This is a genomic window from Buttiauxella agrestis ATCC 33320, assembly GCF_000735355.1.
In the GTDB taxonomy this organism is placed as follows: domain Bacteria; phylum Pseudomonadota; class Gammaproteobacteria; order Enterobacterales; family Enterobacteriaceae; genus Buttiauxella; species Buttiauxella agrestis.
Genome location: NZ_JMPI01000036.1, coordinates 21,247 through 36,064 on the forward strand (window position 1 = coordinate 21,247; position 14,818 = coordinate 36,064).

A 14,818-nucleotide genomic window follows, 5' to 3' on the forward strand; every position below is an offset into this window, starting at 1 on the left:
AAACCGCCATCTAAGACTTATCCATACAGTACTTCATATTTCCTCCATTTTTCCGCCGCTCTCACTCTCTACACTAGTATCATTAGGCCGAATGGTTTCAGGATGAGAACAAATACAACTATGAAAGGCACTTTCACCACACGTGGGTTTGCGATTGCAGCCGCCGTCATTGTCGTTATCGCCGCCATTTTTTACTGGCGTCATTCGAGCACGGACAACGAAACCGCTGGTTCGCAGTCAACACAACAGCGCCCTACTGGTTCACGACAGGGAATGCGTGGTGCATTAGCGCCTGTCCAGGCCGCAACCGCGACCAGCGAATCCGTTCCTCGCTATCTCACCGGTCTTGGCACCATCACCGCCGCCAATACTGTTACGGTGCGTAGCCGTGTAGATGGGCAACTGCTGGCGATTCACTTCCAGGAAGGCCAACAAGTTAAAGCGGGCGATTTACTCGCAGAAATCGACCCAAGCCAGTTCAAAATTGCCTTAGCCCAGGCTCAGGGACAACTGGCAAAAGATCAGGCCACGCTTGCAAATGCGCGCCGCGATTTGGCTCGTTTTCAGCAGTTAGTGAAAACTAACCTGGTTTCACGCCAGGAAATGGACGCACAACAGGCGCTGGTCAACGAATCAATGGGCACCATTAAAGCCGACGAAGCCGCCGTCGCCAGCGCGCAGTTGCAGCTCGACTGGAGCCGGATTACCGCGCCCATTGATGGCCGCGTGGGCCTGAAACAGGTGGATGTCGGCAACCAGATTTCCAGCAGCGATACCGCCGGAATTGTCGTATTGACGCAAACACACCCTATCGATTTGATTTTCACCCTGCCGGAAGGCGATATTGCCACCGTGGTGAAAGCGCAGAAAGCGGGAGCAACACTGGCTGTTGAGGCCTGGGATCGCACCAACAAGTTGAAATTAAGCAGCGGTTCACTGCTGAGTCTTGATAACCAGATAGACGCCACTACTGGCACCATTAAACTCAAAGCGCGTTTTAACAATGAAGACGACGCCCTGTTCCCTAACCAGTTCGTCAACGCGCGAATGCTGGTCGATACCCAGCAAAATGCGGTTGTCATTCCAACCGCTGCGCTGCAAATGGGCAACGAAGGCAACTTTGTCTGGGTGCTTAACAGCGAAGATAAAGTCAGTAAACACCTGGTGACAACCGGTATTCAGGACAGCCAAAAAGTGGTGATTACCGCTGGGCTTTCCGCCGGGGATCGTGTGGTGACTGACGGTATCGACCGTCTGACAGAAGGTGCAAAAGTTGAGGTGGTCGAAGCGCAATCAGCGACCGCCGCTTCCCCATCGAATGAAGCTGAACACCCGCAAAAACACAAACGTAACGGAGCGACTTCCTGATGCAGGTGCTACCACCAAGCGCCACGGGAGGCCCATCACGCCTGTTTATTCTGCGCCCCGTGGCGACCACATTATTAATGGTGGCTATCTTACTTGCCGGGATCATCGGCTATCGTTTCCTGCCCGTTTCTGCGCTGCCGGAAGTGGATTACCCGACGATTCAGGTCGTCACGCTTTATCCAGGTGCTAGCCCGGATGTGGTGACATCGGCGATTACCGCACCACTTGAGCGCCAGTTTGGGCAGATGTCCGGCCTGAAACAAATGTCGTCGCAAAGTGCCGGCGGCGCATCGGTGGTGACGCTGCAATTCCAGCTCTCTTTACAGCTGGATGTCGCCGAGCAGGAAGTGCAGGCGGCGATTAACGCCGCAACCAATTTACTGCCGACCGATCTGCCCAACCCGCCGGTTTATAGCAAAGTGAACCCGGCCGACCCGCCGATTATGACGCTCGCCGTGACCTCCTCCGCCATGCCGATGACGCAAGTTGAAGACATGGTAGAAACGCGTGTGGCGCAGAAAATTTCCCAGGTTTCCGGCGTCGGGCTGGTCACGCTTTCCGGCGGCCAGCGCCCGGCGGTACGCGTGAAGCTGAATGCGCCCGCTATTGCCGCACTTGGCTTAACCAGCGAAACCGTGCGCACCGCAATCACCAGCGCCAACGTCAACTCGGCGAAAGGCAGCCTGGATGGCCCCGAACGCGCCGTCACGCTGTCCGCCAACGACCAGATGCAGTCGGCCGATGAATATCGCAACCTGATTATCGCCTATCAGAACGGTGCGCCGATTCGCCTTGGTGATGTGGCAACCGTTGAGCAAGGCGCTGAAAACGCGTGGCTCGGGGCCTGGGCAAACAAACAGCCCGCGATTGTAATGAACGTGCAACGCCAGCCGGGTGCCAATATCATCGACACCGCCGATGCCATTCGTGCGATGTTGCCCGCATTAACGAAAAGTTTGCCGAAGTCGGTCGAAGTAAAATTACTCAGCGACCGCACCACCAATATCCGCGCCTCGGTCAGTGACACGCAGCATGAGCTGATGCTCGCCATCGCCCTGGTGGTGATGATTATTTACCTGTTCCTGCGCAACGTTCCGGCGACCATTATCCCTGCTGTCGCGGTGCCGCTGTCACTGATTGGTACGTTTGCAGTGATGGTGTTCCTCGACTTTTCGATAAACAACCTGACGCTAATGGCATTAACCATCGCCACCGGTTTTGTGGTCGACGATGCGATTGTGGTTATCGAGAACATCTCGCGTTATATCGAGAAAGGTGAGAAACCGCTCGCCGCCTCGCTCAAAGGGGCAGGAGAAATTGGCTTCACGATTATCTCGCTGACCTTCTCGCTGATAGCGGTACTGATTCCGCTGCTGTTTATGGGCGATATCGTCGGCCGCCTGTTCCGCGAATTTGCCGTCACGTTGGCGATTGCGATTCTGATTTCAGCCGTGGTGTCACTGACGCTGACACCGATGATGTGCGCGCGCATGTTAAGCCACGAATCGCTACGCAAACAGAACCGTTTTTCCCGTGCCAGCGAGCGCTTCTTTGACCGGGTCATTGCCGGTTACGGGCGTATGTTAACCCGCGTATTAAACCACCCATGGCTCACGTTGGGTGTGGCTTTTGGCACCCTGGCACTCACCGTTGTGCTGTGGATTTTCATCCCGAAAGGCTTCTTCCCGATTCAGGATAACGGCATTATTCAGGGTACGCTGCAAGCGCCGCAGTCGGTTTCCTTTGCCAATATGGCGCAGCGCCAGCAGCAGGTTGCCGACGTCATATTGAAAGATCCAGCGGTAGAAAGTCTGACTTCGTTTGTCGGCGTTGACGGCACTAACCCTTCGCTTAATAGCGCGCGTTTGCAAATCAACCTCAAACCGTTAAGCGATCGTGACGACCGTATTCCGGCGGTGATTGAACGTCTGCAAAATGGCGTGGCGAATGTCCCTGGCGTCGAGCTGTATCTGCAACCGGTTCAGGACTTAACTATTGATACCACGGTCAGCCGGACGCAGTACCAGTTCACATTGCAGGCCACATCGCTCGATGAACTCAGCACCTGGGTGCCGCAGTTAACAGAAAAACTGCGTACCTTGCCGCAACTGGCAGATGTCAGCAGCGACTGGCAAGATAGAGGCCTGGTGGCCTATGTGAATGTTGACAGAGCCAGCGCCAGCCGCCTTGGCATTTCGATGTCAGATGTCGACAACGCCCTGTATAACGCCTTTGGTCAGCGCCTGATTTCCACCATTTACACCCAGGCCAACCAGTACCGAGTGGTGCTTGAACACGATACCAGCACCACACCGGGCCTGAGCGGGCTGGATAATATCCGCCTCGCCAGTACAGAGGGCGGCAGCGTGCCGTTAAGTGCGATTGCCAAAATCGAGCAGCGTTTTGCGCCGCTGACTATCAACCATCTTGACCAGTTCCCGTCGACCACATTCTCGTTTAACGTCACAAGCGATCACTCGCTCGAAGACGCGGTTAAAGCGATCACGGCGGCGGAAAAAGATCTGGCGATGCCTGCGGATATCACCACCCAATTCCAGGGTAGCACCCTCGCCTTCCAGAATGCCCTGGGCAGCACTATCTGGCTTATCGTCGCCTCCGTAGTGGCGATGTATATCGTGCTCGGCGTGTTGTACGAAAGTTTTATTCACCCGATAACTATTCTTTCCACACTACCCACCGCAGGCGTCGGCGCACTCATGGCATTAATGCTGGCGGGAGCGGAACTGGACGTGATTGCCATCATCGGCATCATCTTGCTTATCGGTATCGTGAAGAAAAACGCCATCATGATGATCGACTTCGCGCTGGCGGCTGAACGTGAGCAAGGCATGAAACCGTATGAGGCCATTTACCAAGCCTGTTTGCTGCGTTTCCGCCCTATTCTTATGACCACGCTTGCCGCCCTTTTGGGTGCGCTGCCGCTGATGCTTTCAACCGGTGTCGGTGCTGAACTGCGCCGCCCGCTGGGGATCGGCATGGTCGGTGGTCTGCTGGTGAGCCAGGTATTAACGCTGTTTACCACGCCGGTTATCTATCTGCTGTTTGATAACCTGTCGCATGCGGTGCGCCGCCGTTTCGGTCGTCGCGATGAGGAAGTGCTGTGAAATTCTTCGCACTGTTCATCTACCGGCCCGTCGCCACCATTTTACTGACCGTCGCCATCACATTGTGCGGTGTGCTGGGCTTCCGCCTACTGCCTGTGGCCCCGCTGCCGCAGGTGGATTTCCCGGTGATCATGGTCAGTGCGTCACTCCCTGGTGCATCGCCTGAAACCATGGCGTCATCGGTGGCTACACCGCTGGAACGCGCACTCGGGCGCATTGCTGGCGTGAACGAGATGACCTCGTCGAGTTCACTCGGCAGCACGCGCATCATTCTGGAATTTACCTTTGACCGCGATATCAACGGAGCCGCGCGTGACGTACAGGCCGCTATCAACGCCGCGCAAAGTCTGTTGCCCAGCGGCATGCCAAGCCGCCCAACGTATCGCAAAGCCAACCCTTCCGATGCGCCCATTATTATTCTGACACTCACCTCTGACACATTTTCTCAGGGGCAACTTTATGATTTCGCCTCGACGCAACTGGCGCAGACTGTGGCGCAGATTGATGGCGTCGGTGATGTGGATGTCGGCGGCAGCTCGCTCCCGGCGGTTCGCGTCGCGCTTAACCCGCAGGCGCTGTTTAACCAGGGCGTTTCGCTGGACGCGGTTCGCAAGTCCATTAGTGATGCCAACGTACGCCGCCCGCAGGGTGCGCTGGAGGATGGCTCCCAGCGCTGGCAGTTGCAGACCAATGACGAGCTTAAAACCGCCGCCGAATACCAGCCGCTGATCATTCACTACAACAACGGTGGCGCGGTGCATTTGAGTGATGTCGCCACCGTAACCGATTCCGTGCAGGACGTGCGCAACGCCGGGATGACCAACGCCAAGCCCGCGATTTTGCTGATGATTCGTAAATCCCAGGAAGCGAATATCATTGAAACGGTTGACCGCATCCGGGCGAAAATCCCCGAGCTGCGTGAAACCATTCCGGCATCAATTGATTTGCAAATAGCCCAGGATCGCTCGCCGACTATTCGCGCCTCGCTTGAAGAAGTCGAACAATCGCTGATTATCTCCGTCGCGCTGGTCATTCTGGTGGTGTTCTTGTTCCTGCGTTCCGGGCGCGCCACGCTGATTCCGGCCGTTGCCGTTCCGGTGTCGCTGATTGGCACCTTTATCGCCATGTATTTGTGCGGTTTTAGCCTGAATAACTTGTCATTAATGGCGCTGACCATCGCCACCGGTTTTGTAGTGGATGACGCCATCGTGGTGCTGGAGAATATTTCCCGCCATCTCGAGGCGGGCGTTAAACCTTTGCAGGCCGCGTTACAAGGCGTGCGTGAAGTCGGTTTTACGGTGCTTTCCATGAGCCTGTCTTTGGTGGCTGTCTTCCTGCCATTGCTGTTAATGGGCGGTTTGCCGGGGCGACTATTCAAAGAGTTTGCCGTCACGCTTTCCGTCGCTATCGGTATCTCGCTGGTGGTGTCGATTACGCTCACGCCGATGATGTGCGGCTGGTTGCTCAAGAACAAACCGCAACATACGCCAACGCGCCAGCGTGGTTTTGGCCGCTTGCTGATTGCGATGCAGCAAGGCTATGGGCGTTCGCTGAAATGGGTGCTGAACCATACAAAACTGGTGGGCATAGTGCTGCTGGCAACCATTGCGCTGAACGTCTGGCTCTATATTGCCATTCCAAAAACCTTCTTCCCGGAACAAGACACCGGGCGGTTAATGGGCAATATCCAGGCCGACCAAAGCATTTCATTCCAGGCGATGCGCGGCAAACTTCAGGACTTTATGAAGATCATTCGTGAAGATCCGGCGGTGGAAAACGTGACCGGGTTTACAGGTGGCTCGCGGGTGAACAGCGGCATGATGTTTATCTCGCTCAAACCGCTTTCCGAGCGCAAAGAAACCGCGCAGCAAGTGATTGACCGTCTGCGTAAAGCTCTGGCAAAAGAGCCGGGAGCCAGCCTGTTTTTGATGGCGGTGCAGGATATTCGTGTCGGTGGTCGCCAGGCCAACGCCAGTTATCAATACACTTTGCTTTCCGATAACCTGGCCGATTTACGCACCTGGGAGCCAAAAATTCGCCAGGCGCTGGCCAAACTGCCGCAGCTTGCGGACGTGAACTCCGACAGCCAGAACAACGGCGCAGAAATGGATCTGATTTATGATCGCGAATCCATGGCGCGGCTGGGCATTAGCGTGGAAGATGCCAACGCCCTGCTCAATAACGCCTTTGGTCAGCGGCAGATTTCCACGATTTACCAGCCGCTTAACCAGTACAAAGTGGTGATGGAAGTTGACTCGCGTTATACACAAGACATCAGCGCGCTGGATCAAATGTTTGTTATCAATAAAGAAGGCAAGGCGATCCCGCTTTCCTGGTTTGCGAAATGGCAGCCCGCAAATGCGCCGCTTTCGGTCAACCATCAGGGGCTTTCAGCCGCGTCTACCGTGTCGTTTAACCTGCCGACTGGCGTGTCGCTTTCCGAAGCCAGCGACGCCATCGACCGCACCATGACCGCGCTCGGCGTGCCTTCAACGGTGCGCGGCATGTACGCCGGAACCGCGCAGGTGTTCCAGGACACCATGAAATCCCAGGTGCTGCTGATCATCGCGGCTATTGCCACGGTTTATATCGTGTTGGGGATTCTTTACGAGAGCTACGTTCACCCGCTGACGATCCTCTCCACGCTGCCTTCTGCGGGGGTGGGCGCATTGTTAGCCCTGGAAATATTTGGTGCGCCGTTTAGCTTAATCGCGCTCATTGGCATCATGCTCTTAATTGGCATCGTGAAGAAAAACGCCATTATGATGGTGGACTTCGCCATCGACGCGCAGCGCAACGGCAACCTGCAACCTGAAGAGGCCATTTTCCAGGCCTGCCTGTTGCGTTTCCGCCCAATCATGATGACCACGCTGGCGGCGCTATTTGGCGCACTGCCGCTGGTGCTGACCAGCGGTGACGGCGCAGAGCTACGCCAACCTCTGGGGATCACCATCGTTGGCGGGCTGGTCGTCAGCCAGTTATTGACGCTGTACACCACACCGGTGGTTTATCTTTTCTTTGACCGTTTGCGGATGCGGTTTGCGCGTAAAGCTCGTAAAGATGAGGTATTGAGTTAAATGACCGAATTGCCTTCAAGTGTACGGTGGCAGTTATGGATAGTCGCCTTTGGCTTCTTCATGCAATCGCTCGACACCACCATCGTCAACACCGCCCTGCCCTCTATGGCGGCGAGCCTGGGGGAAAGCCCGCTGCATATGCACTCGGTTATCGTGTCGTATGTATTGACGGTGGCGGTGATGTTACCCGCGAGCGGTTGGCTGGCGGACCGTGTCGGCGTGCGCAATATCTTCTTCACCGCCATTGTGCTGTTTACCCTCGGTTCACTGTTGTGCGCCCACGCGTCCACGCTGAACGAACTGGTTATGGCGCGAGTGGTGCAAGGGATTGGCGGAGCGATGATGGTGCCTGTCGGGCGCTTAACGGTGATGAAAATCGTCCCGCGCGAACAATATATGGCGGCGATGACCTTCGTCACATTGCCGGGGCAAATCGGCCCATTGCTTGGCCCCGCGCTCGGCGGCGTGCTGGTGGAATACGCCTCGTGGCATTGGATCTTCCTGATTAATCTACCGGTGGGCATTATCGGCGCCATCGCCACACTATGGCTGATGCCGAACTACACCATGCAGACGCGCAAATTCGACATGATGGGCTTTGTCTATCTGGCGTTTGGCATGGCAGCATTGACCATTGCCCTTGATGGCGCAAAAGGTTTAGGCGTTAGCCCTTCCACCGTGTGGCTGTTGGTAGGCGGCGGTGCGGCGGCAATGGCGCTCTATTTATGGCACGCCAAAGCCAACGATAATGCCCTGTTTAACCTCAATCTTTTTAAGACTCAGACGTTCTCTCTCGGCCTGTTGGGTAGTTTTTGCGGACGTATCGGCAGCGGCATGATCCCGTTTATGACGCCGGTATTCCTGCAAATCGGCCTCGGTTTTTCGCCCTTCCACGCGGGCCTGATGATGGTGCCGATGGTGCTCGGCAGTATGGGCATGAAACGCATTGTGGTGCAGGTGGTTAACCGCTTTGGCTATCGCAACGTACTGGTTGCCACCACGCTCGGTTTAGCGGTGGTTATCCTGCTGTTTATGGCCACCGCGCTTCTAGGCTGGTATTACGCGCTGCCGGTGGTGCTGTTCTTGCTCGGCATGGTGAACTCCACACGCTTCTCGTCAATGAACACGCTGACGCTCAAAGACTTGCCAGACGACCTCGCAAGCTCCGGCAACAGTATGCTTTCTATGGTGATGCAGCTTTCCATGAGTATCGGCGTCACCATCGCTGGGCTACTGCTCGGCATGTACGGCCATCACCACCTGGCGGCCGATCCGGCGGTTATTCACCACGTATTTATGTATACGTATTTGAGTATCGCGCTGGTTATCGCCCTTCCCGCGCTGATTTTTGCTCGCGTCCCGAAAGACACCACCAAAAATGTCGTGATTGCGCGACGCAAAAGGAGGAGCTCATGAAGCTCTGGCGGCCTGGTATTACCGGCAAATTGTTCCTCGCGATTTTCTCGACCTGCCTGCTGGTGCTGGCAATCATGCACTGGGGTGTGCGGCTCAGTTTCGAACATGGGTTTATTGATTACATCAAGCGCGGCAATGAACAGCGGCTGGAAATGTTGAGCGACGCGCTGGGCGAACAGTACGAGCAGCACGGCAACTGGCAGTTTCTGCGTAATAACGATCGCTTTATGTTCAAGCTGCTGCGTTCATTCGAGCATGGCGATGTGGAAAACAACAACCTGCCGCCGCACGGCTGGCGCACCCAATTCTGGGTCGTCGATCAGGATTACAAAGTGCTGGTCGGCCCACGTGGCCCGGTGCCGACCGATGGCATGCGCCGGGCGATTAACGTCAACGGGCGTGATGCGGGCTGGGTTGTCGCCTCCCCGGTCGAGCGCCTGACGCGCAACACGGATATTAATTTCGACCGCCAACAACGGCGCACCAGCTGGATAATCGTCGGCCTGGCGACGCTGCTTGCCGCGGCCGCCACCTTCCTGCTGGCGCGTGGCCTGCTGGCTCCGGTCAAACGGCTGGTCGACGGCACGCACAAACTGGCCGCCGGGGACTTCTCCACTCGCGTTGACTCCACGAGCCAGGATGAACTCGGCAAACTGGCGCAGGACTTTAACCAACTCGCCAGCACGCTAGAGAAAAACCACAATATGCGCCGCGCCTATATGGCAGATATCTCCCATGAATTGCGCACCCCGCTGGCGATTTTACGTGGAGAGCTGGAGGCGATTCAGGATGGCGTACGCAAATTCACACCGGAATCTGTTGCATCTTTGCAGATGGAAGTGGCGACACTCACCAAACTGGTTGATGACCTGCATCAGCTGTCGATGTCCGACGAAGGCGCGCTGGCCTATCAGAAACAGTCTTTGGATATCATCAACCTGCTGGAAATTGTCGCCGGGGCTTTCCGCGAACGTTTCAATTCGCGCGGTTTGAAAATCAGCCTGGCGCTGCCAGATAGCGTGACTATTTTCGGTGACAGCGACCGTTTAATGCAGTTATTCAATAACCTGCTGGAAAACAGCCTGCGTTACACCGATACAGGCGGCCAGTTGGTGATTTCCGGAGAACTGGTCAATCAGCGATTTATCATGCACTTTGCCGATAGCACGCCGGGCGTGAGTGACGAGCAATTAACCATGCTGTTTGAGCGTTTTTATCGCGCTGAAGGTTCGCGCAACCGCGCCAGCGGCGGTTCTGGCCTCGGTTTGTCCATCTGCCAGAATATCGTTGCCGCCCATAACGGCAAGCTTTACGCCACGCATTCGCCTTTCGGCGGGGTTAGCATTACAGTAGAGTTACCGCTGGAGCCAGAATCGTTGAGACCCGTATGACCGAATTACCCATTGACGAAAACACACCGCGCATCTTAATTGTTGAAGACGAGCCGAAGCTCGGGCAACTGTTGATTGATTACTTACGTGCTGCGGGTTACGCCCCGGAATTGATTACCCACGGCGACAAAGTGCTGCCGTTTGTGCGCCAGACGCCGCCGGATTTAATCCTGCTTGATTTGATGCTTCCAGGCACCGACGGCCTGACGCTGTGCCGCGAAATCCGCCGCTTCTCGGAAATTCCGATTGTGATGGTGACGGCCAAAATTGAAGAAATCGACCGTCTTTTAGGGCTGGAAATTGGTGCCGATGATTACATCTGCAAACCCTACAGCCCGCGAGAAGTGGTGGCACGCGTGAAAACGATTTTGCGCCGCTGCAAACGCCAGCGTGACCCCGTGGCGGCAGACGACATCAGCCCGTTAATCATCGACGAAGGCCGCTTCCAGGCAAGCTGGCGCGACAAGCTGCTGGATTTAACGCCTGCGGAGTTCCGTTTGTTGAAAACGCTGTCCCATGAACCGGGCAAAGTGTTCTCTCGCGAACAGTTATTGAACCAGCTTTATGATGATTACCGCGTCGTCACAGACCGCACCATCGACAGCCATATCAAAAACCTGCGCCGCAAGCTCGAAGCGCTCGATGAAGAACAGTCGTTTATCCGCGCCGTTTATGGTGTGGGTTATCGCTGGGAAGCAGACGCCTGCCGTATTGCGTAAAGGTAGTTTCTGGAACTAATAAGCGCTACAATTCCCGCCCTAAAATTGTGCCTTATGCACGCGCTTTTAAACCACCGCAGCCTATGCGGTGGTTTCTGACCTGAAATCAGACGAGAATCCCCATGTTTAAACCAGAACTTCTATCCCCAGCCGGAACGCTGAAAAATATGCGTTACGCTTTTGCCTATGGTGCCGATGCGGTTTACGCGGGCCAACCGCGTTACAGCCTGCGCGTGCGTAATAACGAATTCAACCACGAGAATCTCCAGCTCGGCATCAACGAAGCCCATGAGCTGGGCAAAAAATTCTACGTGGTGGTGAACATTGCTCCGCACAACGCCAAGCTGAAAACCTTTATCCGTGACCTGAAGCCGGTTATTGATATGGGGCCAGATGCGCTGATTATGTCCGATCCTGGCCTTATCATGATGGTGCGCGAAGCGTTCCCGGAAATGGACGTTCACCTGTCTGTACAGGCGAACGCCGTGAACTGGGCGACGGTGAAGTTCTGGAAACAAATGGGGCTGACGCGCGTGATTTTGTCCCGCGAGTTGTCTCTGGAAGAGATTGCTGAAGTCCGTGAGCAAGTACCGGATATGGAACTGGAAATCTTCGTGCACGGCGCATTGTGCATGGCTTATTCTGGCCGCTGCCTGCTTTCTGGCTACATCAACAAGCGTGACCCGAACCAGGGCACCTGCACCAACGCCTGCCGTTGGGAATACAAAGTTGAAGAAGGCAAAGAAGATGATGTCGGTAATATCGTGCATCTTCATGAGCCAATTCCGGTGCAAAACATTGAACCAACTTTGGGCGCAGGCGCACCCACTGACCAGGTGTTTATGCTGGAAGAAGCCAAGCGTCCTGGCGAATACATGACGGCGTTCGAAGACGAGCACGGCACGTACATCATGAACTCCAAAGACTTGCGCGCCATTGAACACGTTGAGCGCCTGACCAAAATGGGCGTCCACTCGCTGAAAATCGAAGGCCGCACCAAGTCTTACTATTACTGTGCGCGTACCGCTCAGGTCTATCGCCGCGCGATTGACGATGCCGCCGCAGGCAAACCGTTCGACCCTACTCTTTTAACCACGCTTGAAGGCCTGGCACACCGGGGTTACACCGAAGGTTTCTTGCGTCGCCATAATCATGATTCTTATCAGAATTACGATTACGGTCACTCCGTTTCGGAAACTCAGCAGTTTGTTGGCGAATTTACCGGTGAACGCCGTGGCGACCTGGCAGCGGTAAAAGTCAAAAACAAATTCTTGTTGGGTGACAGCCTGGAGATGATGACGCCGCAAGGTAATGTGACTTTCACGCTTGAAGTGCTGGAAAACACCAAGGCGCAACCGATTGACGTTGCACCGGGCGACGGTCACACCGTATGGATGCCTGTGCCGGAAGATGTCTCGCTGGATTATGCGCTGCTGATGCGCAATTTAGCCGGTCAGACCTCACGCGATCCGCATGCTAACTAGTTAATTTGGGGTATTTTTTCACGCCAGGACATTTCTTAGAAACCGATCACATACCGCTTCGCTTGTTGCGGTTATTATCGCCGGGCTGAAAAACATAACCCATAAATGCTAGCTATATCCTGATTATTCAATTTGAAGCATCATGATATATACCAAGAACCACCTCATTGGCCTGTGGAATCTCCCTTCCGCAGGCCTTCTTTTTTGGTAGTAAACAATTGAAATAAAAGGATTTATTTCAATCAATGTCCACGCATTGACCACATCGATAAAAAAGGCACCTTTTAAGGTGCCTTTTTTTACATCCAGTGTATTTGTTGCTGACCACCGGGCATCGGGTGAGGCAGCACCGGCGTTCTCTCACCAGGCTTAACGATGTAGTGCTTCACGGTCTCCAGCGTCACAAATGTCGCACTGCAATTCACATTCTGGCACTGGTGATAACGCTCTTTTGTTTCCGTGGAATGATAGCGGCTGGTTCGAGCGTGGGCGGCGGTCTGACACAATGGGCAATGGAACATTTCAACACCTCGACTAAGTTCGTTTGATGTTGATATTTTACCCATCAAATCATTTATTAACAATGACTTATAACCATTCATTTACTTCCCCCCTCCTCCTGATACTCCACATCTAAAAGCCGTACCTCAAGCTCTAAGGACGTCGTGAAGCCGCTATTACTGAGCGAGTGCATCACCTTTGTGATTGTCCATGCCCGCTCGTCTATGACGCGCTTAAAGCCTGACACTCTGACCGGTGTTTCCGGGTAAAGGTCTGCGCGACCCATGGCAAGGCTGATGGAAAACTCCGCCACCCCGCGTTGCAGTTTGTCCCATTTCGCCTGAGCCGCACGCATGGCCTGCGCTTTACTGGCGTAAATGGTGGTCAGCGCAAAGACATTATCTTCCTCACCGACCATGTACTCGCCCTCGCGCGCTTCCTTTTCCTTTGGTGCTTTCTTTGCTTTTACCTGTTTTGCCTTCGGGTGCTGGAGTGCGCGCAGGTGCTGCGGCTTGGCCTTACGTTTGAGTTTCACCTGCTGCTTTTGTTCTTTCGGCTCTTTGGTATGCAGCCATTTCACCGTTACACCGGTATAAGCACCCCGGTCAGCAATCGCAAACTGGTGCCGGTCACCGTCACGGCGCTCGATGGTCATCTGTGGAATGGGTCTGCCGCTGGCCGTAACACCGGCACCGGCTTTGATGAACAGCAGTTTACCCGCCTTGACCGATACCTCAGCGCCGTTGCGCTCCGCCAGGCGGGTGAGGAATTTCGCGTCGGACTCCTGCGTCTGGTCGATATGCGGGATAGCTATCGCAGCAAACTGCGGGGCAATGCTGGCCGTCAGTTTGTTGCGGCTGGCAATGGTGTTCAGCACTTCACCGAGTGTGGTGTCGTGATACGACGCTTCACGACGTGAATTGAGCGTGCCGCGAAAATCCGCACTGCGCGCCCGGATGGTCAGCGTATCCGGTGCACCCCGGTGCTCGATTTCATCCACTGTAAACTGCCCTTTACCCAGCAGCGCCGAACCCTGCCAGCCGAGAAACAGTGACAGCACCGCACCGCGCACCGGCAACTCAATCAGGCCGTCGGTGTCGTCGAGTTCGATATCGAGCTGGTCAGCCTCAAAGCCCCGGTTATCCGACAGACTGAGGCTTATCAGGCGGTCGCTGATATTGCGGGTGATGTCCTGATTATTCAGGGTGAGCATAAACGCCGGTGCCATCGTTGCGCCAGCATCGAGTGTCATTCCGGTCAGCATCAGAATAACCCTCCGATTTTGCTCTGCACGTTTCCGACCAGGCTGTCGGCCTGTTTCTGGATGTCGCCAAACATCGCCGTCAGCGACTCATCCACACGCGTGAGGTTGACGGTGAAATCAATTTTGCGCGCCGAGCCGTCGGCAAAAAACTCGGTGTAGGTCTCACTCACCGAATTAATCACAAACATGCCGTAAATGGTGCCACTGCCATCGAGCAGCGGCCAGGCGCGCCCCTCATCGGCCATCAGATTGAGTGCCAGCAGTGACAACCTGCCGCCGGTGATTTCCGGCAACAGGCTTCCACTCAGGACGATTTTTTCCTCATTCACGCCAAGAAACTGCATCGCCGGTCGCTGGCCGACGCGACTGTTTGACGGCCAGCGGTAATCCACATCGCGTTGCAGGCTCTGGTAAGGCAGTGTCTGTAACTGAAAAACAAACATGCCAAGAACAAGCATCATGGTTCGGTCTCC

General features: G+C 55.1%; 10 protein-coding genes. 7 read left to right on the top strand and 3 right to left on the bottom strand.

The features are described 5' to 3' along the window. Positions 1–120 precede the first annotated feature (120 nt). The 7 genes from GBAG_RS12950 to trhP all read left to right on the top strand — a co-directional run bounded on the left by GBAG_RS12950 (position 121) and on the right by trhP (position 12,580). On the top strand, positions 121–1,368 hold the full coding sequence (locus GBAG_RS12950) for an MdtA/MuxA family multidrug efflux RND transporter periplasmic adaptor subunit (RefSeq protein ID WP_034496680.1): 1,248 nt from the start codon (positions 121–123) through the stop codon (positions 1,366–1,368). Then, the gene (locus GBAG_RS12955; RefSeq protein ID WP_034496682.1) at positions 1,368–4,493 is read left to right on the top strand and encodes an MdtB/MuxB family multidrug efflux RND transporter permease subunit; all 3,126 of its coding nucleotides are present in this window, start codon (positions 1,368–1,370) and stop codon (positions 4,491–4,493) included. The genes GBAG_RS12950 and GBAG_RS12955 overlap by 1 nt, the downstream gene beginning before the upstream one ends. After that, positions 4,490–7,570, top strand: a complete 3,081-nt coding sequence (gene mdtC / locus GBAG_RS12960; protein ID WP_034496684.1) for a multidrug efflux RND transporter permease subunit MdtC — start codon at positions 4,490–4,492, stop codon at positions 7,568–7,570. Before GBAG_RS12955 ends, mdtC begins: the two co-directional genes overlap by 4 nt. Further along, positions 7,571–8,986, top strand: coding sequence for an MFS transporter (mdtD, locus tag GBAG_RS12965; RefSeq protein ID WP_034496685.1), 1,416 nt, complete (start codon positions 7,571–7,573; stop codon positions 8,984–8,986). After that, positions 8,983–10,377, top strand: coding sequence for an envelope stress sensor histidine kinase BaeS (gene baeS / locus GBAG_RS12970; RefSeq protein ID WP_034496688.1), 1,395 nt, complete (start codon positions 8,983–8,985; stop codon positions 10,375–10,377). The genes mdtD and baeS overlap by 4 nt, the downstream gene beginning before the upstream one ends. Further along, entirely contained in the window at positions 10,374–11,096 is a 723-nt protein-coding gene (baeR, locus tag GBAG_RS12975; protein WP_034496689.1) for an envelope stress response regulator BaeR, read from the top strand. The genes baeS and baeR overlap by 4 nt, the downstream gene beginning before the upstream one ends. Positions 11,097–11,218: 122 nt before the next feature. Continuing rightward, complete coding sequence (gene trhP / locus GBAG_RS12980; protein WP_034496690.1) at positions 11,219–12,580, top strand: prephenate-dependent tRNA uridine(34) hydroxylase TrhP; 1,362 nt, start codon at positions 11,219–11,221, stop codon at positions 12,578–12,580. A 299-nt stretch (positions 12,581–12,879) separates the two neighbouring features. On the opposite strand, the gene GBAG_RS12985 is transcribed toward trhP, so the two are convergent. The 3 genes from GBAG_RS12985 to GBAG_RS12995 all read right to left on the bottom strand — a co-directional run bounded on the left by GBAG_RS12985 (position 12,880) and on the right by GBAG_RS12995 (position 14,806). After that, on the bottom strand, positions 12,880–13,101 hold the full coding sequence (locus GBAG_RS12985) for a DNA-binding transcriptional regulator (RefSeq protein WP_034496804.1): 222 nt from the start codon (positions 13,099–13,101) through the stop codon (positions 12,880–12,882). A 77-nt stretch (positions 13,102–13,178) separates the two neighbouring features. Beyond that, complete coding sequence (locus GBAG_RS12990) at positions 13,179–14,345, bottom strand: phage late control D family protein (RefSeq protein ID WP_034496692.1); 1,167 nt, start codon at positions 14,343–14,345, stop codon at positions 13,179–13,181. Next, positions 14,345–14,806 (bottom strand): phage tail protein, encoded by a 462-nt coding sequence (locus GBAG_RS12995; RefSeq protein ID WP_034496695.1) that lies wholly within the window; start codon positions 14,804–14,806, stop codon positions 14,345–14,347. Before GBAG_RS12995 ends, GBAG_RS12990 begins: the two co-directional genes overlap by 1 nt. Positions 14,807–14,818 lie beyond the last annotated feature (12 nt).